This is a genomic window from Hymenobacter aerilatus (genome assembly GCF_022921095.1).
Taxonomy (GTDB): domain Bacteria; phylum Bacteroidota; class Bacteroidia; order Cytophagales; family Hymenobacteraceae; genus Hymenobacter; species Hymenobacter aerilatus.
The window spans coordinates 3973668-3999929 of record NZ_CP095053.1 but is presented as its reverse complement, the minus strand read 5'-3'; the positions used below and the strand labels follow the sequence as shown (position 1 = coordinate 3999929).

The 26262-nt window shown below is 59.5% G+C and carries 18 protein-coding genes and 1 riboswitch; of the genes, 8 read left to right on the top strand and 10 right to left on the bottom strand.

The features are described from left to right. Positions 1-7 precede the first annotated feature (7 nt). Together MUN82_RS16725 and MUN82_RS16720 are read right to left on the bottom strand one after the other, a co-directional pair. Positions 8-754: an alpha/beta fold hydrolase gene (locus tag MUN82_RS16725; protein WP_245092291.1), complete on the bottom strand. Its 747-nt coding sequence runs from the start codon at positions 752-754 to the stop codon at positions 8-10. Positions 755-837: 83 nt separating this feature from the next. After that, positions 838-1449, bottom strand: coding sequence for a TlpA family protein disulfide reductase (locus MUN82_RS16720; RefSeq protein WP_245092290.1), 612 nt, complete (start codon positions 1447-1449; stop codon positions 838-840). 144 nt (positions 1450-1593) lie between these two features. Here MUN82_RS16720 and MUN82_RS16715 point away from each other — a divergent pair, with 144 nt between their 5' ends. From MUN82_RS16715 to MUN82_RS16705, 3 genes are all read left to right on the top strand, one after another. Further along, positions 1594-1998 (top strand): hypothetical protein, encoded by a 405-nt coding sequence (locus MUN82_RS16715; protein WP_245092288.1) that lies wholly within the window; start codon positions 1594-1596, stop codon positions 1996-1998. Between the two features lie 93 nt (positions 1999-2091). Then, positions 2092-4473, top strand: a complete 2382-nt coding sequence (locus tag MUN82_RS16710; protein WP_245092286.1) for a TonB-dependent receptor — start codon at positions 2092-2094, stop codon at positions 4471-4473. A gap of 49 nt (positions 4474-4522) precedes the next feature. Continuing rightward, complete coding sequence (locus MUN82_RS16705) at positions 4523-6073, top strand: PepSY domain-containing protein (protein WP_245092284.1); 1551 nt, start codon at positions 4523-4525, stop codon at positions 6071-6073. Between the two features lie 14 nt (positions 6074-6087). On the opposite strand, the gene MUN82_RS16700 is transcribed toward MUN82_RS16705, so the two are convergent. The 7 genes from MUN82_RS16700 to MUN82_RS16670 form a co-directional block, all read right to left on the bottom strand. Then, on the bottom strand, positions 6088-7017 hold the full coding sequence (locus MUN82_RS16700; protein WP_245092282.1) for a hydrogen peroxide-inducible genes activator: 930 nt from the start codon (positions 7015-7017) through the stop codon (positions 6088-6090). Between the two features lie 89 nt (positions 7018-7106). Beyond that, positions 7107-8444, bottom strand: coding sequence for a family 1 glycosylhydrolase (locus MUN82_RS16695; protein WP_245092281.1), 1338 nt, complete (start codon positions 8442-8444; stop codon positions 7107-7109). A 127-nt stretch (positions 8445-8571) separates the two neighbouring features. Continuing rightward, positions 8572-10251 carry a GMC family oxidoreductase gene (locus MUN82_RS16690; RefSeq protein WP_245092279.1) on the bottom strand — a complete coding sequence of 560 codons (1680 nt, stop codon included), beginning with the start codon at positions 10249-10251 and terminating at the stop codon, positions 8572-8574. Between the two features lie 136 nt (positions 10252-10387). Beyond that, entirely contained in the window at positions 10388-10990 is a 603-nt protein-coding gene (locus tag MUN82_RS16685; protein ID WP_245092278.1) for a gluconate 2-dehydrogenase subunit 3 family protein, read from the bottom strand. A gap of 204 nt (positions 10991-11194) precedes the next feature. Then, positions 11195-12067: an SDR family oxidoreductase gene (locus MUN82_RS16680; protein WP_245092277.1), complete on the bottom strand. Its 873-nt coding sequence runs from the start codon at positions 12065-12067 to the stop codon at positions 11195-11197. Between the two features lie 143 nt (positions 12068-12210). Continuing rightward, the gene (locus MUN82_RS16675) at positions 12211-13089 is read right to left on the bottom strand and encodes an SDR family oxidoreductase (protein WP_245092276.1); all 879 of its coding nucleotides are present in this window, start codon (positions 13087-13089) and stop codon (positions 12211-12213) included. Between the two features lie 209 nt (positions 13090-13298). Then, complete coding sequence (locus tag MUN82_RS16670) at positions 13299-14423, bottom strand: alkene reductase (protein ID WP_245092275.1); 1125 nt, start codon at positions 14421-14423, stop codon at positions 13299-13301. Positions 14424-14774: 351 nt separating this feature from the next. Here MUN82_RS16670 and MUN82_RS22295 point away from each other — a divergent pair, with 351 nt between their 5' ends. The 3 genes from MUN82_RS22295 to MUN82_RS16660 all read left to right on the top strand — a co-directional run bounded on the left by MUN82_RS22295 (position 14775) and on the right by MUN82_RS16660 (position 19792). After that, positions 14775-14897, top strand: coding sequence for a hypothetical protein (locus tag MUN82_RS22295; protein ID WP_262922824.1), 123 nt, complete (start codon positions 14775-14777; stop codon positions 14895-14897). Between the two features lie 182 nt (positions 14898-15079). After that, on the top strand, positions 15080-15964 hold the full coding sequence (locus MUN82_RS16665; protein WP_245092274.1) for an ABC transporter ATP-binding protein: 885 nt from the start codon (positions 15080-15082) through the stop codon (positions 15962-15964). Positions 15965-16126: 162 nt separating this feature from the next. Further along, a complete protein-coding gene (locus tag MUN82_RS16660; RefSeq protein WP_245092273.1) occupies positions 16127-19792 on the top strand; it encodes an ABC transporter permease/M1 family aminopeptidase in 3666 nt (1221 codons plus the stop codon). Between the two features lie 9 nt (positions 19793-19801). Here MUN82_RS16660 and MUN82_RS16655 read toward each other — a convergent pair whose 3' ends face one another. Further along, entirely contained in the window at positions 19802-20902 is a 1101-nt protein-coding gene (locus MUN82_RS16655; protein WP_245092272.1) for a PA14 domain-containing protein, read from the bottom strand. A gap of 288 nt (positions 20903-21190) precedes the next feature. Next, positions 21191-21302: riboswitch (SAM riboswitch) on the top strand. A 72-nt stretch (positions 21303-21374) separates the two neighbouring features. On the opposite strand from MUN82_RS16655, the gene metH reads away from it, so the two are divergent. Next, complete coding sequence (gene metH / locus MUN82_RS16650) at positions 21375-25085, top strand: methionine synthase (RefSeq protein ID WP_245092271.1); 3711 nt, start codon at positions 21375-21377, stop codon at positions 25083-25085. 127 nt (positions 25086-25212) lie between these two features. Next, positions 25213-26169: a methylenetetrahydrofolate reductase [NAD(P)H] gene (gene metF / locus MUN82_RS16645; RefSeq protein ID WP_245092270.1), complete on the top strand. Its 957-nt coding sequence runs from the start codon at positions 25213-25215 to the stop codon at positions 26167-26169. Positions 26170-26262: the final 93 nt, after the last annotated feature.

Sequence of the window (26262 nt, the reverse complement as noted above, 5' to 3'; positions counted from 1 at the left end):
GTGCTGTCTACCGCAAAGGTAGGCGCGAAACGAAATCACTCAGTAAATCGGCTACTTCCGCTGGGGCATCGTAGGGAAGCAGGTGACCGGCGCCGCCAATGATTTCCAGGGGAGTATCGTCGGGTAGCAGAGGTAGGGTTTCCAGGCCGTGCACCGAGGGCGACATAATCTGGTCCTGGTCGCCGGCGATGATGGCGCAAGGTACCTGCACGTCGCACATGCGGGCCGCAATATTCTCGCGGCTGCCGTGTAGCAGCCAGGCATCCCAGGCACCCTTGCTGCTGCGTAGGTTGTCCTGGATAATCAGCTCCTTGTTGGTCGGCGACTGCGGCCGGGCTGTGATGGTATGAAAGGTTTTTTCGGCCTCGGCAGGCTTGCCGTAGGCCTTTAGGCTATCCTGGCGGTCCTGCTCAGTCATGGGCTCGGCGGTAGGTGGCGAGGGCGACAACAACGCCACGCCTGCCAGACCAGTGGGCTGTCGTGCTGCCAGCGCTAGCGCAATTTTGCCGCCCATGCTATGGCCCACCAGTACGTAGCGCGTTAATTGTTTGTCTTTGATATACGCGGCTACTGAATCGGCGTAGGCATCCACAGAGTAGCCGCCGGCTGGCGCAGGTGATCCGCCAAACCCACCTAAGTCGGGCGCCAGGGAAGGATACTCGGGGCCGAGCGCAGCGGCTACGCCCTGCCAGGCGTGGCTGCTGCCTGCCCAATAATGCAGGTAAACAAGGGTAGGATGAGAAGAGGGAGCCATTGCGCAACGATTAGCAGCCGCCTGTGTGACGACTCCGCCTGTGTACGACAACTACGTGCAAAGCGCTGGCTTTTGTAACGTCGCTACGGTTGAGCTAGCCCCTCCAAGTATGACTTCACTTTCGGGGAGTCATAATCGGCCATGCCTTCGTGGCGGAAATCCACGCGGCCGTCGGGTGTGACCACGAAAGTGGCGGGTATGGCGTCTGTCTCGAACGGGGCGGGTAGGGGAGCGGCCGGGAAGTAGATGGGCAGCGTAAGTCCCTGCCGCCGCGCAAACACTTGCGCGCGGCGTGGCTGCCGATCCAGCGACACCAGCGCAAAGGCTACGCGCTGCGTATCTACCCGTGCCGCCAGTGCCTGAATGCTCGGCAACTCGGCCACGCACGGTGGGCACCACGTGGCCCACAAATTCAGAAAAACCACCTTGCCACGCAAAGCACGCAGGTTGGTAGGGCGGCCGTCGAGCGTGAGTAGGGGCACATCAGGGTAGGGCACGGCGCCCGTAGCGGTAGTGGGTTGAGCCGGTGCAGCGGGTGACGTTTCGGGCAGGGTAGGGCGCATGATGCCGGTAGCCAGCAAGCCGCGTTGCAAAGTGCCCACCACCGGCACGCGCAGGGCCGGAATACAGACCACGGCCGCTAGCACCAGCCACGGCAGCCAATCAAGGAAAAAACGTAGGCGGGACGAACGCATAAGCAAAGGTAGGAGAGACTAGCAAACGCATCGCGCGAATGAAAACAGTTTCATTAGGTCTAACTAGAAACTGTTTTGTTTGGTGCTTCGGCGTTTCGCTTGTTCCTTTGCGCCGTGCTGCCGGTACTTCAACCGGGCCGTTGTATGCGTCAAACCATCGCCATTTTACTGCTCATGTCGCTTTCGGTGCACTGTGCCGGGCGGTTGGGTATTGTGGCAAAATGGTGGCTGAACCGCGACTACGTAGCCCAGGTATTGTGCATCAACCGCGACAAGCCGCAACTGCAGTGCAATGGCAAATGCCACCTAGCCAAGCAGCTACGCGCCGCCGATGCTGCTGAGCAGAAGCAGCAACCGCTAAGAGAGAAACAGGCTTTTCAGGAAATCACCCTGTTTTGCACGGCCGTGCTGCCCGTGCAACTCACGCCGCCCGCCCTGTTTGGAGTAGCTCTGCGTTACGCCGCACTGCGTGTGCAGCCCTACGGCTGGGACCATCCCAGTCCCGACTACCCGCCCGCAGAAGGGCTGATGACTCCTCGTTTTTCGTGAGTTCCGGCCGCTCGGCCTGAGCTGGTTTTGGCGTGCCCCTGTAGGTAGCGCCACCGGCAGAGAGCGGCTATTCATCAGCCTATTCTTTTCTCTGTGAAAGCTTTTTCTGTGTTACCCCTGGCTCTGCTCGTGAGCCAGGTGGCTCTGGCGCAGCGTACCTTATCGGGGCGTGTGTTCGACGATGCCACCAAAGAGCCCCTGGTGGGCGCCACCGTACGCACCACCGATGGCAAAGTAGGGACTACCACCAACACCACCGGCTTTTTCTCCTTCACCACCGACGCGGCGCAGGTGCAGGTGTCGGCCATTGGGTATCAAACGCTCACCCTCACGCCGACGGGCGATGAAAAAGCCCTGCGCGTGGGCCTAACGCCCGCCGTGCAAGACCTGCAAACGGTGGTAGTAACAGCCAGCCGTGAGGCCCAACTCCGCACCGATGTGCCGGTAGCCATCAGCAAACTGGCTCCTACCGTTATTCAGGACACCAAGCCTACCCTACTCACGGAGCTAATCAACAAAGTGCCTGGTGTGGTGATGCTCAACTACGGCAACGAGCAGCACGGCATGGGCATCCGGCAGCCGTTTGGTACCAGTGCCTACTTTCTGTATTTGGAAGATGGGATTCCGCTGCGGCCCATGGGCGTGTTCAACCACAATGCGCTGCTGGAGTCCAATCCGTTGGCTATCAACTCCATTGAGGTGGTGAAGGGGCCGGCCTCTTCGCTCTACGGGCCAGAGGCCGTGGGCGGGGCCATCAACCTACTCACCAAGCGGCCTACCAGCGTGCCTACTCTTAGTGTGGGTGTGCAAGGCGACCAATATGGTTACCGACGGGTGCAGTTTGGGGGCGGCGGTATGCTCACGCCCAAGCTGGGGGCCTACGTGAGCGGCTACCTGGCCCGGCAGCGCAACGGCTGGCAAACGCAGTCTGACTACGATAAGCAGTCGGTGAACGGGCGGCTGGAGTATACGCTCACCGACCGTACGCGCCTGACGGCCGCCGTTTCCTACAACAACTACGACTCGGAAACCAGTAGCGCGGTGGATAGCGTGGCGTACTACCGGCGCGAATACAGCTCCACTTCCGATTTCACGTACCGCAACACCTACGCCCTGCGTGCCCGCCTGACAGCCGAGCACCAGTGGAACTCCCGCAACGCCACCACGCTAACCACCTATTTCCGCGACAACCGTGTTGGGCAAAACCCCAGCTACGGTATCCGTTGGACTAGTGGCGCCCCCACGGCCCGGGGCGAAGTGAACGTGAGTGCTTTCAAGAGTTACGGCGTCATTGCTCAGCATAGTGTGCAGTTCAACTGGTTGGGGGCAAAGCTATTGGGCGGAGCTAGCTTCGACTACTCACCTACCCAATACGATGCCCATCAGATTGACCTAGCGGCGCAGTTGCGGGCCGATAGAAAGTCGGTGGAGAAATATACCGTCACCGCTGACCGCCCCGATCTGCTGATTGCTGATTACGATACTGATCTGCGCAACTCGGCCGTGTATGCCCAACTCGACCTGCACCCCGTGCCCAGCTTACCGGCGCTGCAACTCACTGTGGGCGGCCGTTTCGACCGGCTGGCATTTGGGTACGACAACTACCTCGATCAGTCTAGCGGTTCGAAGCAGTACCAGCAGGCTACCCCCAAGGTGGGCCTCACCTACGATCTGGGCAAGGGTAGGGGCTTGTACGCCAACTACTCGCAGGGCTTCTCGCCGCCTGGCCTGACGGCCATCTTCCGCCGGCGACCTAATACACCGGCCGGCGCTCCGGCCGAGTTCTACTACAATCTGCAACCCGCGCGCTTCTACAACCGCGAAGTGGGTGGGTGGGCCTCGCTGCTCGACGAGAAAGTGTACGTAGATGTGGCCCTGTATCAGCTGGATGGGCGCAACGAGCTGCTCAATATTCGGCAGCCCGATAACTCCACCGACTACCAAAGCGCCGGCAAAACCCTTCACCGGGGCGTAGAATACAGCCTGACGTACAAGCCGACCAAAGAACTGTTTTTCCGATTTGGGGGTACCAATGCCGTGCATCGCTACGAGGAATTTGTGCTGAGCACCCGCGCTACCGATGTCGTGCAGAACGTGAACGGCAAAGAAATGCCCCAGGCGCCGCGCTGGGTAGCCAATACCGAGCTGACCTACAAGCCCCAGTGGCTGTCCGGTCTGCGGGCGGCTGCTGAATATCAGCGCATCAGTGCCTGGTACCAGAACCAGGTAAACACGGTGCGCTACGCCGACAAGGGCCTGTTTGGGGCTGAGGGCGTGAGCGTGCTCAACCTGCGGGCAGGGTATAGCTGGCGCGAAACGCTGGAGCTGTTCGTGAACGTGCTGAACGTGACCAACGAGCGCTACGCCACGGCAGCCACGCGCGGCAACGCCCTCACCGACCGATCTACCTACACGCCCGGCGCACCCCGCACGGTGGCGGTAGGGGTGCAATACAATTTCATCGGTAAGAAATAAACGCCTGTGCACTGCCGCCCGAAACGGCGGCAGCTACAACCCTATTTCCATGGAAACTACCACGCCACGCCCAGCGGCGCCGGTCCGCACGGGGCCGGTTCGCCGCTACGTCCAGCGCAATATGTACCGCTGGCACCGCATCCTGGGGTTGCTCACGCTGCTGCCCGTCATCTGCTGGACGCTAAGCGGGTTATTGCACCCGCTGATGAGCAACTGGCTGCGGCCTAAAATTGCCAACGAGTTGCTGCCCGCGCAGCCTGCCCCACGCCCGGTCCTACCCCTTACGGCGGTGCTGGCCCAGCACCACCTCACCCACCTGCGTACTGTGCGCTTGGTGCGCTGGCAGCAGCAGCCGGCCTACCAGGTATTGACAGCTGATAGCCCCACGGCCGTACCCCGCTACTTCAACGCTACCACTGGTGCCGCCCTACCTGCCGCTGCCGACCAGCAATTTGCCGAGCAACTGGCCCGCTACTTCACGCAGGACTCTACCGCACGCTTGGTGTCGGCGGAGCGCATCACACACTTCACCCTCGATTATCCGTTCGTCAACCGCTTGCTGCCGGTCTGGAAGCTGACGTTTGCGCGGGCCGGGGTAAGCACGGTGTATGTGGAGACGATGCCCGCTCGCCTAGCTACTTTCAACAATCCTACCCGGGCAGCATTTCTGCAATTTTTTAGCTTGCTGCACAGTTGGAGCTGGCTGGAACTGCTAACTAACAATACAGTGCGCGTGGTGGTGATGCTGATGCTGCTGGGCATCATCATAGCTTCTACCCTAAGTGGCCTCCTAATTTATGGATTGCTGTGGAGTAAGTTTCGTACGCCCCGCACAGGTAGTAACCCGGTGGGTTGGCTGCGCAAGTACCACCGGGTGGTAGGGCTGGCCGTGGCGTTTGTCACGTTCACGTTTGCCGGTAGCGGTGCTTTTCACGCATTTTTGAAGCTACGGCCCGATGAGCGCCTACGCTTCCAGCACGCACCGATGCTGGCAGCCGCACAACTCCCAATCGATCTAACGCAACTCCCTTTGAACTGGGCGCAGGTGCAAAACGTGGCACTGGCGGAGCTCCACGGCCAGGTGTACTATCAGGTAACGGAACTGCCGGCCGAAGCGGGCCACCCTACCCCGGCCAGCACCGGCCAGCCCATTGAAGCAGTGCGGCCGCCATCTGTTACGTACTACAGCGCCGCCACTGGCGAGGTGCTACCCAATGCCCCTACCCAGTACGCCACGGCACTGGCCAATGCCTTCATGCAGCAGGCCGATGGGCAGCCAGCGCCACCCATCACGGAAACCGAGTTGGTAGACCACTTTGGGGGTGAGTATAGCTTCATCAACAAGCGCTTACCTGTGGTGAAAGTAGCCTACCACACGCCGCACAACACCGCCCTGTACGTGGAGCCAGCTACCGGCCGCTTGGCAGCGCGGGTGGAAAACGCAGACCGGTACGAAGGGCTAAGCTTCGCCTTCCTGCACAAGTACCATGCAGTGGGCAGCCTGGGCAAAAACGTGCGCGATGCCATCACCATGCTAGCGGCAGCGGGGGTACTGGCCGTATCGGTGCTGGGGGTATGGCTGTTTGTGAAGATGAAGTAGGGTAGGCGAATGCGCTACCGCCACCGGATCTTGCGGCCCGCCTGGCCTGCGTGCAGGCGGGCGGGCACCTTGGCCAGGATTAGCTCGCGCAGGCTGTGCAGCAGGGGTAGGCGCACAAAGCCGTGGTGCACCACCAAGCTGATTTCACGTACCGGCTCGGGTGCTTCGAAGCGCTTCACCATGGGGTTGTCCAGTTCACTTAGCACCGACAGTTCCGGCACCAGCGTGTAGCCGTGGTTGCGGCGCACCAGCTCCTTCAGGGTTTCGATGGAGCCGCTTTCGTAGGCAAACGGCTGACTATCGGCTACGGGCGAGGGCGAGCAGATATTGAGCACTTGGTGGCGGAAACAGTGGCCTTGCTGCAACAGCCAGAGGCCTGGTGCACCCAAGTCGGTGGGACAGATGGTGGCCTGTGGATAGAGGCTATGGCCTTCGGATACGTAACCCAGAAAAGGCTCTTCCAACAGCGGAATTTCCCGCAGCTGGCGGTCGTCGAGGGGCGTCACGAGCAAGCCCACATCCAACTGGTTTTCCTTGAGCCGCTGCATAATGTCGGCCGACTGCATTTCCTCTACCTGCACGCGCAATTGGGGGTGGCGCTCCACTAGCTCCACCAGAAACAACGGCACCAGGTAGGGCGCCAGGGTAGGGATGATGCCCAGGCGCAAGTCGCCTACCAGCTCCCCCTTTTCCACCTGCACTACCTCGCGCAATTGTTGAGAAGTGCGCAAAATTTCGCGGGCTTTTTCTATCACTTTGGCGCCTACGGCCGTAGGCACTACCCCTTTGCGGGTGCGGTCAAAGAGCAGCACACCCAGCTCTTCTTCCAGCTTTTGCACCTGCATGCTCAGGGTAGGCTGCGTCACGAAACACTTGTCGGCGGCCAGTACGAATTGCTGGTGCGCGTCGAGGGCCACAATGTATTCCAACTGCTGCAAGGTCATGCACAAATATACTAGCTGCCTATGCTAACATGACATTGCATCAGTTGAGTGAATAATAGCATTGCTCCCGCACTCTCTGGCTGACAGGCTTATACCTCTACCTTCAGCTCCGCCGGGCGTTTTGTCACCTGGAAGATTTCGCCGTGAGGTACCATCGTAATCTGGCCGAATTCCTTGAGTAGCATCTTGTAGCTTTCGCCCACAGGACGGATTTTGCGGTTGAGGTCATAGAGGCCGCAGGGGTTCACAAAGCCACGTTTTTCGGCCAGCGAGATGTCCCAATCAATCTGGTCGAGTAGGGAGTACCACGTGAAGCCCACCACTGGCACACCGTCCTGACGGATGCGCGTCACGTTCACCCATTGCTTCCAGAGCCAGCATTCGGCATCCTGTGCATTAAAGGTGTTGGTTTCAGTATGGAATACGGGCTTGCGGTACCGCTCGTAGTACTGCTTGGTCATGGTATACCAGCCCAGCACGTCCTCAGCCGAGCACAGGTCGCCGTTGGGCTTGATAATCTTCTCGTTGCGGCCGTAGTAGTCGTTGCCCATGATTTGGTATCCGGGAGGTTCACCGGCCATAAACCACTTCAGCTCCTCGCGGGTCATGCCGTTGTCGAGGCAATACAGCAGCACCTCGGCATCGATGGTGTGAGCGTAGAGTAGGTCGAGCGACAGAAAGCGCAACTTATTGGTAAGGCGAATTTCAGGGGTTTCCACCGTGCGCATCTCGTGCACATATTCCGCCGATTCGCTCTGCACAATCACGCAATCGGGGCGGTATTTGGCAATTTGATGGTTGCCCATAATACTGGCCGCCACCAAGTGCTTCATGGCCGTCACAAACCCTTTGTCCGACTTCAATTGCTCGTTCCAGATACCATCTTTTGCGCTGGCGCGGGCCGTCACATAGATTTCATTGACGGGCGTGTAAAAGCGCACCCAAGGATAGCGCTGGGCTACGGCCCCGCAATACTCGGCAAAGTGCACGGGCAGCTCGGGGTTCTGAAAGTTTTCCAGCCAATCGGGCACACCAAAGTGCATCAGGTCCAGAATAGGCGTGATGCCTAGGCGCTTGATTTCAGCCATGGCAGCATCGGCAAATTCCCAGTCATACTTGCCAGGAGCCTTCTGAATCTTGTAGTACGGCAGGTTGTAGCGCAGCACGTTCAGACCCATTTCCTTCACCAGGGCTAGGTCTTCCTTATAGCGGTTATAGTGGTCGGTTTCTTCGAGCAGGTCGCGGCGAATTTTGCCGTGGCCGATGGTAGGGTAGGAGCACTCGACGCCCGTGGCGAACATGAAGTTGCGGGGCGATTTGGTGGGTAAGCCGCTGCCGTCGCGGCCGTTGGCGCCCCCAAACTGGTCGCCCTCGTACGTGCCGTCGCCGAATTGCTTCTTAATTAGCTTTAAAAAGTCTTGTGCCATAAAGGGTGGGGCGCCGTGCGGGCGCTCGTCGTGGAAGGGTAGGGACGCGTTGCACGCGCCCGTGGTTGAACAGTGAATCGGGGCCGTTCAACGCAGACGTTCAACGACGGGCGCGTGCAACGCGCCCCTACCGGGCTTTCTCTAAAAATTTATCCGCGGTGCGTAGGCTCAAGGCCATAATGGTGAGGGCCGGATTGACGCTCAACGCACTCGGAAACACAGAATTATCGCAGATGTAGAGGTTGGGTACGTCGAAGGCGCGGCCATCGGCATTCACCACGGCGTCGTCGCCACTCAAGCCCATGCGCGCCGTGCCAATGGTGTGGGCGTAGCGCGGAAAGGCCCAGATGTCGGTGGCGCCGGCCGCTTCCCAGATCTGGCGCATGATGTTCTCGGCGTGGGCCGTCATGCGCTTTTCGTTTTCCTGGGCCGTGAAATGAATGCGTGGCTTAGCCACGCCGCGCGCATCTTTTTCCTCCGCTAGCTCCATATAGTTGCTCTCGTGGGGTAGGCAGTCGCCCAGGATGTTGATGCCGGCAATGTGGTTGTAGTTGCGCATGTAGTCGCGGCCGGCCTGGCCCCAGAGCTTGCGCGCCCGCGCCGCCTGCGAGGCAAACGTAACGGGCATCACGCCAATGCTTTGCAAGAGGTAACCGCCCACAAAATCGGCATCTTTGGGTCGGTGTGTGTCTTCTGAAATCAGCGCACCAGGAATGCCTTTGTAGGGCCGTACATCCTCCGGAAACGTGCCCCACACCTGCACACCGGTATGTGCCGTGAAGTTGCGCCCTACCTGCCCGCTAGTAAGCGCCAACTCATTCAGCAGCAACAGGCGTGGTGTTTCGATAGCGCCCGCGCACAAAAACAGGTTACGACATTTCTGGCGCAGCGTAATGCCGTTTTGCTCGTACACCACGCCCGTAACGGCACCGCTGGCATCGCGCTCAATCTCCGTTACGTAGCTGTTTGGCCGAATGTCGGCACCGTGATTGGCAGCCAGGGGTAGGAACGTCACGTCCATGCTAGCCTTGGCGCCGATGTTGCACCCGGCCTGGCAGAAGCCCCGGTTCTGGCAGGCCTCGCGCCAGCCAATTCCTTCCTGGTAGTACCGCGCCGACAACGCCGCATTGGCCGCCGGCGAGGTTTTGATGCCCAGTTGCTCGCACCCGCGCTGCATCAGTTGGGCGGCGCCATTCAGCGGCAGCGGAGCCAGCGGGTATTTATGCTTGCGGGTAGGACCCCAAGGATAGTTTTCGGGGCCAGAAATGCCCAAAAACTGCTCTAGCTCATCGTAGTACGGCTCCAACTCGTCGTAGCCAAACGGCCAATCGACGCCTACCCCGAAGTCGCGGTGCAGGTAGAAGTCGTCGTCCTGGGCGCGAGGCGTGTAGGCGGTATAGTGCAGGGTAGAACCGCCTACCCCGATGCCGGAGTTATTGCGCCCGAATGCTAGTGGATCTTGGCCAGCCGACAGCCGCTCGTCGTTCCAGAACAAAAAAGCCTGCGCTTTTTCGTCGGTGGCGAAATCCTTGCGCGGGTCATGCCAGGGGCCGGCTTCTAGGGCCACTACCTTCAAGCCGGCCATGGCCAAGCGGGCCAGCAGCGGGGCGCCGCCTGCACCAGTGCCAATCACCACGCAGTCTACTACCTCGTCGGGGTCGGGTAGGGGAGCGGGCTGCTCTAGCGGGTCGCGACTGGGGTCGGCCTGCAAGTCGTTTTCTTCGATTATTTCCTTGAGAAGCGGATCCTGAATCTCGGGTTGGAGGGGATTCAAAACACCTTCTTCCGCTACTTCTTCTTCGGGCATAGTGGTGAAATGGTGATATGGTACATGGGGAACAGTGAGCTGGTGAGATAGTGCGTTTAATGGCGTGCTGACGCTAGCGGCGCTACGTGTGCAAGTCGTGCAGGTAAAACAGCATAAGCATCATCTCACCAACGCACTATTTCACCTCTTCCGGTTCGCGGGGGTCTAGTTGGTTGAGCTGAATGTGGTGCCAACCGGGCACGTCGGCCATACCCACGTAGCCTATTTCTTCCTGGGCCAAGGGGTGGGCGTAGTAGTTCTCGGTGAGTTCGGCCAGCAGTTCTTCAAAGAAGCGCACGGCCGGTAGCTCCTGCCACACGTGGCCAGGAGCAGTACCCTGCTGCACGGCCGCAAGTACCTGGTCTTTCTGCTCATCGTTGAGCGATAAAAAAGGCTGGCCAAACATGGTTTCGGCGCTGTCGCGGATGCCCCCCAAGCCCATACGGTACGCCTCACGGTCGGGGGGCAGGGCGTCGTAGCGCCAGCCATCGGAAGCGCCTTCCAGCAGGCGCTTATCTACGGCTGGGGCCAGTTCAATGGGGTTGTCGGGGCGGTCGGGCTGCGGAAACAGGCGCGCCGCCACCGCGCGCAGCAACTCGTAGGTGGCCCCATCGAGGTACTGTGGCTCGTAGAGTGGCGCGTCGAGGCGGGCCTGTAAGGCGTTGCGGGTAGCATCGGTCACGAGGTCCGTGGCCAGCAAGGCCCGCACGGTGCCTTCCGGATAGTGAGGAGAAGCCATAGGAGAGGAGAAGGGTGTCGGCCAGACAAGGCCGTGCACGTAACTCAACTGTCTACGGTGGAAAGCTGAACAGGGGTTTGCCTTTCTAAGCTAAACAATAGAAAAATATATGTAGCAACAGAAATATGGCGCGCGTAGCGTCATAAAAAACACGAGCCCAGGCAACTGCCTGGGCTCGTGCTACGTGGTAGCGCATACAAAAAGCTACTCGTCGCTGCTAGTTTTACCACCCGTTACGGGAATGAAAGCGCCCGTCATAAACGAGCCGTCTTGCGAGGCCAGCAGTACGTAGGCGCCTACCAACTCCTCAGGCTGGCCGGGGCGCTGCAAAGCCACTTCGTGGCCATACTTGTCGATTTCGGAAGCGGGCATGGTGCCGGGGATGTTGGGCGTCCAGATGGGGCCAGGCAGCACAGCATTCACCCGAATACCTTTTTCGCCCAGGCTCAAGGCCAGCGACTTGGTAAAGGCATGGATGGCACCCTTCGACGAAGCATAGTCGATGAGAATCTTGTTGCCGGTTTGGCCCACAATGCTACCCGTGTTGATGATGCAGTCGTCTTTTTGCATGTGCGGTACGGCGGCCTGGGCCATAAAAATATAGCCCATGATGTTGGTCTCGAAGGTGCGTCGGATCTGCTCTACTGGAATGTCCTCAAACTTCTCCTGCGACATCTGGTAGGCGGCGTTGTTTACCAAGATGTTCAAACCGCCCAGCTCGTCGCGGGTGCGGCGCACGGCCGAGAGGCAGTTTTCGGGCTCACGCACGTCGTATTTCAGCACCAGGCAGCGGCGGCCGGTGCCTTCCACCATCGAGCGGGTTTTCTCGGCGTCCTCGTCGTTTTCGTTGTAGAGGATGGCAACGTCGGCGCCTTCCATGGCAAAGCCCAACGCTACGGCCCGGCCAATGCCGGAGTCGGCCCCGGTGATGAGGGCTACTTTACCCTCGAGCTTGCCAGCGGGTTTGTAGTAGGAGAGGTCGGAGTCGGGCTGCTGCTTCATATCGGCCTGTTTGGCCGGGTAGGGCAGTTTTTCAGCCTTCATGTCATCAGAAGTAGGACGAAATTCGGTGCTCATAGGAGTTCAGGTTAAGTAGGAAGGGTAGGGTTTGGAATACGTAAGAGTCGACAGTGCGGCGAAAACTGCCAACAGAAAAAAGCTTCCGACCAGCGTAGCCGGCGGAAGCTTTTTTCTGGTTGAGTTATGTGGCTGACGTTGGCTCAGCCGCCCTTAGGCATACCGCCGGTTACTTCTAGCAGGCTACCAGTGGAGTAGCTGCCATCGGTGGAAGCGAAATACACATAGGCCGGAGCCAACTCCTCGGGCTGACCAGGGCGGCCCAGCATAGTAGAGTCGCCGAAGGTCTTCAGGTCTTCCTTCAGCATACCGCCGGGAATAAAGGGCGTCCAGATGGGGCCAGGTAGCACCGCATTCACCCGAATTTGCTTCTCGCCTAAGTATTGCGCCAGGCTTTTGGTGAAGGTGTGAATAGCGCCTTTGGTAGAAGCGTAGTCGATCTGGTGCGGCGTGCCTACCAAGCCTACAATGCTACCTGTATTGATGATGGAGTCGCCTTCTTTCAGGAACGGAATAGCCGCCTGCGCCATGAAGAAGTAGCCCTTGATGTTGGTATCGAAGGTGATGTGAATGTTCTCCTCCGGTATTGTCTCAAAGGTTTCGTAGCCCATCTGGTAAGCAGCGTTGTTTACCAGAATATTGAAGCCGCCCAACTCGGCGTGAGTGCGGCGCACGGCGTCGCGGCAGGCCTGGGCCGAGCGCACGTCGCACTGGATCGACAAAAACTTGCGACCCTGGGCGCGCACGGCTTCGCCTACTACTTCGGCGTCTTCGGCATTGGTGTGGTACACAACGGCCACATCGGCGCCTTCCATGGCAAAGGCCAGCGCTACGGCCCGGCCAATACCGGAGTCTCCGCCCGTAATAAGGGCCACTTTGCCGGCCAATTTATTGGCCGGATGATAGCTCGACATATCCCAGTCGGGCTTCACATCCATGCCTTCTTCGCTGGTAGGGTAGGAGGTAGGCTTGGGGTTGATTTCGCTATTGGTAGGACGAGGTTCGTTCGGATCAGTGCTCATTGTCAGAATAGTTTAGGTTGGTAAGGGATACGCAGGGTAGGACCGAAGGTCAGCAAGAGGCCAAAAAGTTGTTGGGATTGGTTGCCGGCTGCACTACCCACCCAAAGCAAACAAGGGGCAATAATCATAGGCCGTCAACAAAACAAAAACGCCTACTGCAATGGCAGTAGGCGTTTTCAATTCAGCTATAGGCTGGTAACAGGTGCTCGTTAGTCTTGCTCGATATCCTGCGCTGCTTGGCGGGCTTTCTCCAGCGAAGGGTAGTCGATGTAGCCCTTGTCGCCGGGCACGTAGAAGGTGCTGGGGTCGGGGTTGTTGAGGGCGGCACCCTGCTGGAATCGTTCTACCAGGTCGGGGTTGGCAATGAAGGGCACACCGAAGGCAATGAGGTCGGCTTCGTTGTTGGCCAGGGCTTCCTCGGCGGTTTCCTGGGTGTAGCCACCATTCAGGATGAAGGCGCCATTGAAAATTTCGTATAGCTTGGCGGCCACAGCAGGCTGGTCGGGGCGGGCCATGGGGTGGCCGGGCAGCGCCTCAATCACGTGCAGGTATGCCAGGTTGAACTTGTTCAGCTGCTCAGTTACGTAGCTGAAGGTTGCTACCGGATCAGAGTCGCTGATGCTGGTACTGCCCTGGGGCGAGAAGCGGATGCCCACACTGTCGGCACCCAGTTCGTCTACCACGGCCTGCACCACTTCCAGCACAAAGCGGCTGCGGTTTTCCAGGCTGCCGCCATATTCGTCGGTGCGCTGGTTGCTGCCGTCTTGCAGAAACTGGTCGAGCAGGTAGCCGTTGGCACCGTGAATTTCGACCCCGTCAAAGCCAGCAGCTTTGGCATTGCGGGCAGCCTGACGGAACTGGTCTACCACACCGGGAATCTCGCTCAATTCCAGGGCACGGGGCGTGGGCACGTCTTCCATGCCTTTGTCGGTGAAGGCCTTACCACCTGCCGGCTTGATAGCCGATGGGGCTACGGGCAGCTCGCCGTTGTGGAAGAAGGGGTGCGACATACGGCCTACATGCCACAGTTGAATGAAGATGCGGCCCCCAGCGGCGTGCACGGCGTCGGTTACTTTTTTCCAGGCGGCTACCTGCTCCTGGGAGTAAATGCCGGGTGTGTTGATGAAGCCCACGCCTTGCGGCGAAACCTGTGAGCCTTCCGTGATGATGAGGCCGGCCGAAGCGCGTTGCACGTAGTACTCCACTACCGAATCGGTGGGCACGTGCTCGGCGTTGGTGGCGCGGCTGCGCGTCATGGGCGCCATCACAAGGCGGTTGGGGAGAGACGTAGCACCCACGATGAAGGGGGTGAACAAATGCTGATCTTGGTTCATGTATGTAGAGGTTGAGCAACCAGCAGTGTAGCCGGGCTGCGGCCTACAACTTGTGTTTGTACACGAATGTTTTGTTTCTGCGGAGGTGCGATGCTGGAATGGCGCGGGGCTGTGCCCCGTGCCGACTATACGCAGGCCTCCGGCCTGCACCGCCAGACGATTTGAGGATGGATACCCTTACGGCGCGAACGGGTGCAGGCCAGAGGCCTGCGCATAGTCGGCACGGGGCACAGCCCCGCGACATCGGCCTCACCTACCCCCACAAAAAGCTGTTCAAACCTGAGCCATGCCTCCGCGTACTACATAGATATCTACTTCAGCGTAAGAACTTCACCTATACATCCCAACGTCATGGCTGAGAAAGAAGCATCCGCGTCGAAAGACGAGAAAGACCCGTGCTGGAAAGGCTACGAGCAGAAAGGCACCAAGAAGAAAGAGGGCAAAACCGTCCCGAACTGCGTGAAGAAGGACTAGCCCCACGAGCTATCTAGCAACAGGCTCCCCGGTACCTGCCGGGGAGTCTTTTTTTCGCTACAAAGTCGTTGTTGTATCTTTTGTATAGTGATTGCATAATGTTTATAAGATTCTTATTTTCAGATATTTATATGTAGATTGATTGGCTGTTTCCCATCCCTCCTTACTCACAGCCAACGCCTATGGAATTGCAGATTACCAATCTATCCAAGACCTACGCCAACGGCGTGCGGGCCTTGCACAACGTTTCGCTTACCATCCCCAGCGGCATGTTCGGTTTACTGGGTCCAAACGGGGCTGGCAAGTCATCCTTGATGCGCACTATTGCTACCCTGCAAGAGCCCGATAGCGGCAGTATCCGGCTAGGCAACCTCGACGTGCTGACGCAGAAAGAAGCCGTGCGCCAGGTGCTAGGCTACCTGCCCCAGGAGTTCGGCCTCTACCCCAGCATCTCGGCCGACGTGCTGCTCGACTATTTTGCCGGCCTCAAAGGCATCCGCGACGCGCAAGAGCGCAAACAAACCGTGGAAAGCCTGCTGCAGCAAACCAACCTGTGGGCGGCGCGCAAGAAAAATCTGGGCGGCTATTCTGGCGGCATGAAGCAGCGCTTCGGCATTGCGGTGGCCCTGCTCGGTTCGCCCCAGCTCATCATTGTAGATGAGCCCACGGCCGGCCTCGACCCCACCGAGCGCAACCGCTTCCTGGACCTGCTCTCCGAAATCAGCGACAACGTGATTGTGATTCTGAGCACGCACATCGTGGAGGACGTCACGGAGCTGTGTTCTAACATGGCCATCATCGCCAGCGGCGAGGTAATCGCCACCGGCCGCCCCACCGACGTGATTGGCGAAATCCGGGGCAAAGTCTACCGCACCCGCACCGAAAAAGCCTCCCTACCTACGCTGCGCGCCACCCACGAGGTTATTTCCACCAAGCTGGTAGCCGGCAGCCCCGTGGTGCGAGTGTTCAGCGAAACGCCCATCAACGGCGAGTTCACGCCGGTAGAAGCCACGCTGGAAGATGTGTATTTCCACCGCTTGGCGCGGAAGGAGATGGTAGGAGCTTAGAAGAATATATCTGTCATCCTGAGCTTGCGAAGGACCTTCTCACGCATGAAAGATTGATGCGCCAACGCCTTTCCTGTCATGAGAAGGTCCTTCGACACTGGCTTGATGCACCACATGCTCAGGATGACAGATGGGATTTAATGGTTGAAATCTTCAGAAATCATGTTCCGCAACGTCCTTCTCTTTGAGCTGCGCTACCGGCTGCGGCAGCCCAGCACCTACATCTACTTCGGTATTTTGTTCGCCATTGCGTTTGTGTTTTTGTCGGTGCAGGAAACATTTGCTGGGCCGAGCACCGGGGGCAAAATCTTCAAGAACGCGCCCGATACACTGGCCAACTTCATGCTGGGCGGCTCTACGCTGGCCATGTTTATCACGGCGGCCATTGTGGGCACACCCGTGTACCGCGACGTGAACAGCGGCATTTCACCTCTGCTCTACACCACGCCGCTGGGAAAATTCAGCTACCTGAGCGGTAAGTTCCTGGCTTCCCTATTCATCATCTGGCTGATTATGAGCGGGCTGATGGTAGGGGCTATACTGGGCTCCATGATGCCCTGGCTCGACCCCACCAAATACGGTCCCTTCCGGTTTGAGGCCTACTGGCAGCCGCTGCTGTGGGGCGCCTTCGTGAATGCCTTTTTTGCCGGCTGCATCTTCTTTGCCGCTTATGCTCTCACGCGCAACGCGTTGGTAGTATACCTGGGCGGCATCGTGCTGTTCTTGCTCTACAACATCGCAGGGCTGTTCACCACCCAAAACAAAGACGAGCACCTAGCCGCCCTGCTCGACCCGTTTGGGCTAGACACGCGCGCCGTGGTAACCAAGTACTGGACTATTGCAGAGCGCAACACGCTGCTAGTGCCCTTGCATGGCGAGTTCCTGCAAAACCGCCTACTGTGGTCGGGGATAGGGCTGGCGCTGCTGGCGGTGTCGTTTGTGGCGTTTCGGATGAGTGCTCCGGCCAGTTCGGGCAAACCTACCGCGCTGGAGCCAGTGCCGGCCTTGCAGCAGGTGGTTATTCGCCGTTCGCCGCAGGTGTTTGGGGCCGGCACCAGTTGGTGGCAGTGGTGGCAACTGACGAAGGTGCAATTCCTGAACGTGGTAAAGTCGCGGACTTTCCTGGCGCTGGTGCTGTTCGGCGTCGTCAATATCTTGTTTGGGGCCTACTACCGCTGGAAGAACGATGGCGCCAACTACCCCGTCACCTACGATGTGCTGGCGCTGTTGAACAACAACTTTAATTTGTTCTTCCTGATTATCATTACGCTGTATGCTGGCGAGGTGGTATGGCGTGAGCGAGAGTTGCGCCTGCATCAGGTATTTGATGTGCTACCCATGCCCAACTGGGTGCCGTTTGCCAGCAAGCTCGCGGCCCTGGTGCTGGTGCAGGTGGTGCTCTACGGCGTCATTGTGACGATGGGCGTGCTCATTCAACTCTACAAGAGCTACGACCACGTGCAGCCGCTTTTGTACGCGCAGGATTTCGTGTTGCAGCTCGCTTTTATCGTGGAACTGTGCGTGCTGGCGATGGTGGTGCAAACCGTGGCCAACAACAAATACGTGGGCTACACGCTCATGATCTTGTTCTACGTCTTCGTCTACATTGCCCCCGATGCCCTGGGCCTGCACCACGTCATGCTGAAGTACGACGGCTACGTGCCCTACACCTACTCCGACATGAACGGCTACGGCCACTTCGTGGGGCCGCTGTTCTGGGTGAATTTCTACTACCTGGCTTGGGCCGTGCTGCTGGCCGTGGTGTGCAACCTGCTGTGGGTGCGCGGCACCGAAACCAGCGTGCGCCACCGCAGCCGACTGGCTGGGCAGCGCCTAGTGCCCGCAGCTCGTTGGGGCGCAGTGGCCGCGGTGGCGGCCGTGCTGGGGGTAGGCGGCTACGTGTTCTGGAATACCAACCTTCAGAATGAATACTTGACGACCAAGCTGATAGAAGGTCGGCGGGCGGGTTGGGAAACCAAGTACAAGCACCTGGCCCGCGTGGCCCAGCCCAAAATTGTGAATACCGAGTTGCAGGTCGATTTGTACCCCACGGCCACGCCCCGCGGCTACCACATGCGCGGTGCCCTTACGCTGCTTAACCGCACCGCCCGCCCCCTCGACACCCTGCTGGTGAACTACGACAACAGCCACAGCGTGCAGAAAAACCTCACGCTGAGCCGCCCTAACACCGTACTGCTCGACGACCCCGAGAATGGCTTCCGCATCTACCGCCTGGCCCAGCCCCTCGCCCCCGGCGACTCGCTGCAACTGCACTTGGATATGCGCTATGCCGCCCGTGGTTTCAGCAGCCGCCCGCAGGATACGGGCGTGTTCAGCTGGGCCAATATCTCGCCCGAAGACCGCCTCACGGCCAACGGCACCTTCCTCGATGGCACCGGCGTATCGTTGGGCTATGATGCGCGCTTGGAGTTGGAAGACGACGACGTACGCGAGCGAAACCACCTCAAGCCTAAGGAGCGCTTTGCTAAGCTAAACGACGCCGTAGGGCGTCAGCAACATGGCTTTACCCTGGATGCTGACTACACTCGCTTCGACATCACCGTGAGTACCGACCCCGACCAAACGGCCGTGGCCCCCGGCTACCTCCAAAAAACGTGGCTGGCCAATGGGCGGCGCTACTTCCATTATCAGATGGATGCGCCCATGTCCAATATGTTCAACATCCTCTCGGCCCGCTACCAGGTACACCGCGCCCAGTGGCATGACCCCACCACCGGCCGCCCGGTAGCCATCGAAATCTACCACGACGCGCAGCACCCCTACAATGTGGCCCACATGGCCGACGCCCTCAAGCAGGGCCTCACCTACTACACCAAGGCGTTTGGTCCATACCAATTTCGGCAGGTACGCGTGCTGGAGTTTCCGCGCTACAAGGCGTTTGCGCAGTCGTTTCCCAATACCATTTCCACCTCCGAAAGCGCCGGTTTTGTGGAAGACCTGCGTGATAAGAATAGGCCAGATATGGTGTATTTCATCACCAACCACGAGCTGGGCCATCAGTGGTGGGGGCACCAAGTGGTAGGCGGCAATGTGCAGGGTAGTAGCATGTTGTCGGAGTCGTTGGCGGAGTATTCAGCTCTGATGACGTGCAAACACGCCTTCACGGGCGCTCAGATGCAGCGCATTATGCGCGGCGAGCTGGACCGCTACCTGAAAGGCCGCCGCGACGAGCGTAAGAAAGAGCTACCGCTGATGCTGGTCGAAAATCAGCCCTACATTCACTACTACAAGGGCGGCATGGTGTTCTACGCCCTGCAGGACTACCTGGGCGAAGACACGCTGAACGCCGCCATCCGTCGCTATCTAACGGCCAACCGGTACCAGACTAAGCCCTACCCCAACACGGCCACTTTTATGGGCTACCTGCGCCGCGCCACACCCGACTCGCTCCAGTACCTGCTGCACGATATGTTCGAGACGATTACACTGTTCGAGAATCGGGTGGAAAACGCCACCTACACCAAGCGCCCCGACGGCCGCTACACCGTGCGCCTCACCCTGGAAGCCGCCAAAATGCGCGCCGACAGCCTTGGCAACGAAACGCCCGTGAAGCTCAACGACTGGGTCGACGTCGGCATCTTCGGCCCCGACAAGCTCCCGGATACTGAGCACTACGACGCTACCGGCCAACCTCTGTACCTGCGCAAGGTGCACCTCACCCAGCCCAAAACCGAGCTGGTGCTGGTAGTCGATAAGCAACCCGCCAAAGCCGGCCTCGACCCCTACCACAAGCTCATCGACCGCCACTACATGGACAATGTGAAAGCCGTGGAGGTTGGAGCGGCGCCCGCCGTGGCTAAGCGCTGATGATTGACCTCACTCCACTATCACCTCTACCCGCCGGTTGCGCGGCCGTTGGCGCGGGTCGTGGTTGTCGGCTACGGGGCGGGTGCCGCCGTAGCCCACTGCCGCGAGCCGCAGTGAGTCGATGCCCTGCTGCACCAGGTAGCGGCGCACCACGCGGGCGCGCTGTTCGGAAAGGCGTTGGTTGAGTTGGGCGTCTCCTACATTGTCGGTGTGGCCGGCGATGGTCAGGCGCAGGGCAGGTTGCTGCTGTAGTGTGCGGGCCAGCGTGTTCAAGGTAGGGTAGGAAGTTGGCAGCAGCGCGGCCGTGCTGCGGGTGAAGTAGAGGTTAGGCAGCGTCAGCGTTTCGCCTTTGGTGAGGGTGCGCAGCGTGGGTAGGGTAGGAGGCGGCGTAGCTGTATCGGTGGTAGTGGTCTGGGGACGTAGCGCCGCCAGGGGCTGCGGTCTTGACCGACGACGCATAGTGGGTTGAGCTAGCCGGGGCGGAATCACGCGTGCCGCTTTGGGTACGGGTGCGGAGGGTAGCGCACTAAGCGCAGCGGCGACTACCGGCGCTGGCGGGGTAGGGCGGGGCGAAGCAGCCGGCCGGGGAGGGTAGAGGTAGCGGGTCGGAATGGGCGCGGGGTCGGTGTCGTCCAGTCCCACAGCCGCTAGCAGCTTGTCCCAGGCCGAAGGGGCAGTGAGTGGGGGCGTTTGCCAGGCCAGCAGGGCCCGCGTGTCGAAATGCACTTGGTAGTACTCTAGCCGCAAAGGATAGTAGCGGCCGGCCGTAAGGCATATGCGGGTGGCATAGGTGGTCACCCATTGGTCGTGCCAGCCGTCTAGCAGCAAGCGGTTACCCAGCCACACGCGCATACCGTCGTCGGTGGTGATATGCAGGGTGTAGGTACCCGAAACCGGCGCGTAGAGGTAGCCCGTCCAGCGCGCCGAAAACACCTCCCCCGGCACGCCCGGTCCTGGCGAGACGAACCGCTCCGACGTCCGACCGGGGGTAGGCGGACCGTAACTCCAATTGAAATCGATAGTCGGATCGAGGCGAGTGAGCACCAGCTTGTCAAACTCCCGGCCAACGTAGTACTGCCCCTGCAAGCCTGTGCCGACAGTGGGCGGCATAACGACCTGTGCAAGCGAAACGCTGCTGCGCAGGAAGCCGATAAGCAGTAACAAAACCCTCGTAAATGTCATAACTGTAAGCATCAGCGGGGTAACAGCCGATGGATGAGCTGGCCGCTGATGCGGCAAAGTGCTCCGGATAAAAGAGCCACGACGTTTTTTTCAACCGAGTGCCGCGTCCTGCCCACCAAGCAAGATTCCCGATCTACCAAGCTCGCTCTGGGCAACTGCTCCAGCCGAAAAACCATGGCGGTTGTAATCTGAGCTTTGCACTGTATCTTTGCGTATTACTTATCCAGAAAGACCGAGGGATTGGGCCCTGTGACGTCTTGGCAACCTGACATATTACAAGGTGCCAACTCCCATTTCGCTCCGCTTGTCGGGCGGAAGAAGATAAGTACAGGAACCTGCTTCGGCGGTTTTCTCTTTCTGGATAAGCTTTCGTACCCGCTGCTTTCCCGACGGAAAATCCATGAAGACGACCTGCCCCGACTCCCCGCTCTACGACATCCTTCAACGCCGCCTCTTGATTTTAGATGGCGCCATGGGCACCATGATTCAGCGCTACACGCTGACGGAGGAGGATTTTCGGGGGGAACGGTTTGCTGACCACTCGCACCCGCTGCGCGGCAACAACGACTTGCTCTCGCTCACGCGCCCCGACATCATCCGAAGTATTCACGCCGAGTACTTTGCCGCCGGCGCTGACATGGTGGAAACCAACACTTTCTCTGGCACTACCATCGCGCAGGCCGACTATGCGTTGGAACATGTGGTATATGAGCTAAACTACGAATCGGCGCGGCTAGCCCGCGAGGTAGCCGACGAGTTTACGGCCCAAGACCCCAGCAAGCCGCGCTTCGTGGCCGGCGCCATTGGCCCTACCAACCGCACCGCTTCCCTCTCGCCCGATGTGAACCGCCCCGGCTTCCGCGCCGTGACGTTTGACGAGCTGGCCACCGCCTACCTCGAGCAAGTGCGCGGCCTGGTAGACGGCGGCTCCGATACCCTGCTCATCGAAACCATCTTCGACACGCTGAACGCCAAAGCGGCCCTGTACGCCGTGCAGAAGTTTTTCGACGAAGGTGGCCGCCAGGTGCCCGTCATGATTTCCGGTACCATCACCGACGCCTCGGGTCGCACCCTCTCGGGCCAGACGGTAGAGGCGTTTTGGAACTCCATTCGTCACCTGCCCCTACTCAGCGTGGGCCTTAACTGCGCCTTGGGCGCCGATCAGCTTAAAGTCTACATCAAAGAGCTGAGCCGCATTGCCGACGTGCACATTTCCGCTTACCCCAATGCCGGCCTACCCAACGCGTTTGGGGGCTACGATGAGTCGGCTGAGGAGTTTGCGGGCGTGGTGGAAAGCTACCTCGCCGATGGCATCGTGACGGTGGTAGGCGGTTGCTGCGGCACCACGCCCCAGCATATCGGCGAGCTGGCCCGATTGGCCGACAAATACAAGCCACGTACCCTACCCGAGGTGCCGGCTGCTACGCGCCTCAGCGGCTTGGAGCCGTTTGGCATCACCGAGCAGAGCTTATTTGTGAACGTGGGTGAGCGGTGCAACGTGACCGGCTCGCGCGCATTTGCCCGCCTCATTCGCACCGGCAACTACGAAGCCGCCTTGGCCGTGGCCCGCGAGCAGGTAGAGGGCGGCGCGCAGGTCATCGACGTGAACATGGACGAAGGCATGCTCGACTCGGAGCAGGCCATGACCACGTTCCTCAACCTGATTGCCTCCGAGCCCGACATTGCCCGTGTGCCGGTGATGATTGACTCCTCGAAGTGGAACGTGCTGGAAGCTGGCCTGAAATGCGTGCAGGGCAAGAGCATTGTCAACTCCATTTCCCTGAAAGAAGGCGAAGAGGTATTTATTGTCCACGCCCACACGGTGCGCCAATACGGCGCGGCCGTGGTGGTGATGGCCTTCGATGAGGAGGGCCAGGCCGATACACTGGAACGCCGGAAGGAAATCTGCCAGCGCAGCTACGACCTACTGATGAGCATCGGCTTCCCGGCCGAAGACATTATTTTCGACCCCAACATCCTCATTGTGGGTACCGGCATGGAGGAGCACCGCAACTACGCCATCGACTTTATTGAGGCGGTGCGTTGGATTAAGGCTACCCTGCCGGGGGCGCTGACCAGTGGCGGCGTCAGCAACATCAGCTTCTCCTTCCGCGGCAACGATGTGGTGCGCGAGGCCATGCACGCGGCCTTTCTCTACCATGCTATCCAGGCGGGGCTGGATATGGGCATCGTGAACCCCAACCAGCTCGCGGTGTACGATGAAGTGCCTAAAGACCTGCTAGAACTGGTGGAGGACGTACTGCTCAACCGCCGCCCCGATGCTACCGAGCGCCTGCTGGAATTCGCCGAGACGGTGAAGCAAAAAGACAAAGCAGAAGTAGTAGTCGACGCCTGGCGCAGCCTGCCGGTGCAGGAGCGTCTGCAGCATGCCCTGGTGCGCGGCATCACGGAGTTCATCGACCAAGACACCGAGGAAGTGCGCCAGCAGGTAGGGCGCCCGCTGGAGGTGATTGAAGGCCCCTTGATGGCCGGTATGAACGTGGTAGGCGACCTGTTTGGCGCTGGCAAAATGTTCTTGCCGCAGGTCGTGAAATCGGCTCGGGTGATGAAGAAGGCCGTGGCTTACCTGGAGCCCTACCTGCTGGCCGACAAGCAAAGCGGCGACCGGCAAACCGCTGGTAAAATACTGCTAGCCACGGTGAAAGGCGACGTGCACGACATTGGCAAAAACATTGTGGGCGTGGTGCTGGCTTGCAACAACTTCGACATTGTGGACCTAGGCGTGATGGTGCCACTGGAAAAAATTCTGGACGAAGCCGCCGCCCACCAGGTAGACATCATCGGTCTGAGCGGGCTGATTACGCCGAGTCTGGATGAAATGGTGTACGTGGCCCAGGAAATGGAACGCCGCGGCCTGCAAACGCCGCTGCTCATTGGCGGCGCTACTACCTCGCGCCTGCACGCCGCCGTGAAGATTGCGCCTGCCTATACTGGACCTGTAGTGCACGTCAACGACGCCTCGCGCTCGGTGGGGGTAGCGGCAGGCTTGCTGGGCTCGGCTAAGGAAACCTACGCCCGCACCGTGCGCGACGAGTACGACACCCTGCGCCACGACTACGCCGGCCGTCAGCGCGAGAAGCACTACCTCACCATCGAGCAGGCCCGCGAAAACGGCTTTAAGGCCGATTGGGACGAAACGCCTATTACCAAGCCTACCTTCCTGGGAACGAAGGTGCTAGAGGACTACGACTTGGCCGAGCTGGCCGAATATATCGACTGGACGCCCTTCTTCCACACCTGGGAGCTAAAGGGCCGCTATCCGCGCATTCTGGAAGATGAAACGCTAGGCGAGGCCGCTACCAAGCTGTTTGAAGATGCGCAGGCGTTATTGCGCAAAGTCATTGACGAAAAGCTGCTGACGGCCCGCGCCGTATTTGGTTTCTGGCCGGCCAATACCGTCGGCTACGACACCATTCAGGTGTTCCAGGACGACTCGCGGGAGCAGGTGCAAACGGAGTTCTTCACCCTACGCCAACAAGGCGAGAAAGGGCCTGGCATTCCCAACCTGGCCTTCTCCGACTTTGTGGCCCCGTTGGAAACCGGCCGGCAGGATTACATTGGCGGCTTTGCCGTCACGGCCGGCCTGGGTATCGAAAAGCTATTGGAGCAGTTCGAGAAAGACCACGACGACTACTCCAGCATCATGATCAAAGCCTTGGCCGACCGCCTGGCCGAGGCCTTTGCTGAGCGCCTACACCAGCGCGTGCGGGAGGAGTTCTGGGGCTACGCCGTCGACGAAAAGCTCTCGAACGAAGACCTCATCAAGGAGCAGTACCGTGGTGTGCGCCCCGCTCCCGGCTACCCCGGCTGCCCCGACCACACGGAGAAAATTACGCTGTTCGAGCTGCTCGACGCGGAAAATAAAACCGGCATTTACCTCACCGAAAACTTGGCTATGTACCCGGCCTCGTCGGTAAGCGGTTTGTACTATGCCCACCCGGCCTCGCGCTACTTCGGTCTGGGCCGCATTGGCAAAGACCAGGTAGAAGACATTGCCGAGCGCAAAGCCATGCCACTAGCCGACCTGGAACGCTGGCTGGCCCCCAACCTGAACTACGACCCGACCGCCGTGCCGGTCACGGCGCTGTAATTCCACAACGTCCCAGGGCTGAAGCTCTGGGCTACGCAGCGCCTCTGCGTGTCATCCTATTTCTTTCGCTTCATTTACCCGCTTCGTAGTCTAGGGTTTCAACCCTGGGCCCGTTGGGTCGCTACCCATGAAAGTCACCGAACACCTGGCGAAGGCCACCGGCAAAACGCTCTTCTCCTTTGAAGTGCTACCACCCAAAAAGGGCGAAAATATTCAGACTCTGTTCTCCAACATCGAGCCGCTGATGGAGTTCAAGCCGCCATTTATCGACGTTACCTATCACCGCGAGGAGTATGTGTACCGCAAGCACACCAACGGCTTGCTGGAAAAGCACACCGTGCGCCGCCGGCCGGGTACAGTAGGCATCTGCGCGGCCATCAAAAACCGGTTCGATGTGGATACCGTGCCGCACCTGATATGCGGGGGCTTCACTAAGGAGGAAACTGAAAACGCCCTCATCGACCTGCACTTCCTGGGCATCGACACGGTGCTGGCTCTGCGCGGCGACCCGATCAAGAGTGAAGGCCAGTTTAAGCCCGAGCCCGATGGCCACGCGTACGCCTGCGACCTGATTGGGCAGGTAGCCGACCTGAACAAAGGCGGCTACCTGGACGAGGAACAGGATGAAACCTCGGCCACCAACTTCTGCATCGGTACGGCGGGCTACCCCGAAAAACACTTTGAGTCGCCCAACTCGGGCGCCGACATTCGCTACCTTAAGCACAAGGTAGACCGCGGCGCCGATTACATCGTGACGCAAATGTTCTTCGACAACGAGCAGTTCTTCAACTTCGAGCAGCGTTGCCGGGCGGCGGGTATTACCGTGCCCATCATTCCAGGCCTGAAGCCCCTGACCACTAAAGGGCAGCTCACGGCCCTACCCCGCTCGTTTTACCTCAACATCCCCGAGGAACTGAGCGAGGCCGTGCACTTGGCCCCCGATAATGCCGCTGCCCGTCAGATCGGCATCGAGTGGTGCATCAACCAGAGTCGCGAGCTGATGGCTCACGGCGTGCCTTGCCTGCACTACTACAGTATGGGCAAATCGGAGGCCGTGCGCAAAGTAGCCGCCGCGCTGTTTTAAGTGGTGAACTGGTGAGATGGCGAAATGGTGAGTTTAACGTGCTGGCGGCGCATGCCGTACAAAGGTCATTGAACGTCAAACTCACTATTTCAC

Excerpts from the sequence above, each read along its gene's own strand:
- MUN82_RS16725 (WP_245092291.1), bottom strand. The coding sequence starts at position 754 with ATGGCTCCCTCTTCTCATCCTACCCTTGTTTACCTGCATTATTGGGCA.
- MUN82_RS16720 (WP_245092290.1), bottom strand. The coding sequence starts at position 1,449 with ATGCGTTCGTCCCGCCTACGTTTTTTCCTTGATTGGCTGCCGTGGCTG.
- MUN82_RS16715 (WP_245092288.1), top strand. The coding sequence starts at position 1,594 with ATGCGTCAAACCATCGCCATTTTACTGCTCATGTCGCTTTCGGTGCAC.
- MUN82_RS16705 (WP_245092284.1), top strand. The coding sequence starts at position 4,523 with ATGGAAACTACCACGCCACGCCCAGCGGCGCCGGTCCGCACGGGGCCG.
- MUN82_RS16700 (WP_245092282.1), bottom strand. The coding sequence starts at position 7,017 with ATGACCTTGCAGCAGTTGGAATACATTGTGGCCCTCGACGCGCACCAG.
- MUN82_RS16695 (WP_245092281.1), bottom strand. The coding sequence starts at position 8,444 with ATGGCACAAGACTTTTTAAAGCTAATTAAGAAGCAATTCGGCGACGGC.
- MUN82_RS16690 (WP_245092279.1), bottom strand. The coding sequence starts at position 10,251 with ATGCCCGAAGAAGAAGTAGCGGAAGAAGGTGTTTTGAATCCCCTCCAA.
- MUN82_RS16685 (WP_245092278.1), bottom strand. The coding sequence starts at position 10,990 with ATGGCTTCTCCTCACTATCCGGAAGGCACCGTGCGGGCCTTGCTGGCC.
- MUN82_RS16680 (WP_245092277.1), bottom strand. The coding sequence starts at position 12,067 with ATGAGCACCGAATTTCGTCCTACTTCTGATGACATGAAGGCTGAAAAA.
- MUN82_RS16675 (WP_245092276.1), bottom strand. The coding sequence starts at position 13,089 with ATGAGCACTGATCCGAACGAACCTCGTCCTACCAATAGCGAAATCAAC.
- MUN82_RS16670 (WP_245092275.1), bottom strand. The coding sequence starts at position 14,423 with ATGAACCAAGATCAGCATTTGTTCACCCCCTTCATCGTGGGTGCTACG.
- MUN82_RS22295 (WP_262922824.1), top strand. The coding sequence starts at position 14,775 with ATGGCTGAGAAAGAAGCATCCGCGTCGAAAGACGAGAAAGACCCGTGC.
- MUN82_RS16665 (WP_245092274.1), top strand. The coding sequence starts at position 15,080 with ATGGAATTGCAGATTACCAATCTATCCAAGACCTACGCCAACGGCGTG.
- MUN82_RS16660 (WP_245092273.1), top strand. The coding sequence starts at position 16,127 with ATGTTCCGCAACGTCCTTCTCTTTGAGCTGCGCTACCGGCTGCGGCAG.
- MUN82_RS16655 (WP_245092272.1), bottom strand. The coding sequence starts at position 20,902 with ATGCCGCCCACTGTCGGCACAGGCTTGCAGGGGCAGTACTACGTTGGC.
- metH (WP_245092271.1), top strand. The coding sequence starts at position 21,375 with ATGAAGACGACCTGCCCCGACTCCCCGCTCTACGACATCCTTCAACGC.
- metF (WP_245092270.1), top strand. The coding sequence starts at position 25,213 with ATGAAAGTCACCGAACACCTGGCGAAGGCCACCGGCAAAACGCTCTTC.